The 283-nt window shown below is 39.6% G+C and carries 1 tRNA gene; it reads left to right on the top strand.

The annotated features are described in order from the left end of the window. Positions 1-115: 115 nt before the first annotated feature. Positions 116-191, top strand: a tRNA-Ala gene (locus tag ATCC9714_RS16640). Positions 192-283: the final 92 nt, after the last annotated feature.

Raw genomic sequence — 283 nt, 5'->3', positions numbered from 1 at the left:
TGGGGTGAAGTCGTAACAAGGTAGCCGTATCGGAAGGTGCGGCTGGATCACCTCCTTTCTAAGGAGTAATTACCTACTGTTTAATTTTGAAAGTTCTTAATGAACTTTATATTGTGGGGGTGTAGCTCAGCTGGGAGAGCACTTGCCTTGCACGCAAGGGGTCAGGAGTTCGATCCTCCTCATCTCCACCATATTAGTACTTTGAAAACTGCATAACATTTAGTGATGATTAAATAAACCAATTATAAGAGAAGACAACTCTTTAAAAAATAACACTTTTAAT

Origin of the sequence: Paraclostridium sordellii, assembly GCF_000953675.1 — a bacterium.
GTDB lineage: Bacteria > Bacillota > Clostridia > Peptostreptococcales > Peptostreptococcaceae > Paraclostridium > Paraclostridium sordellii.
Note: the sequence above shows the minus strand (reverse complement) of the source record. Positions and strands in the feature narration are given on the sequence as shown.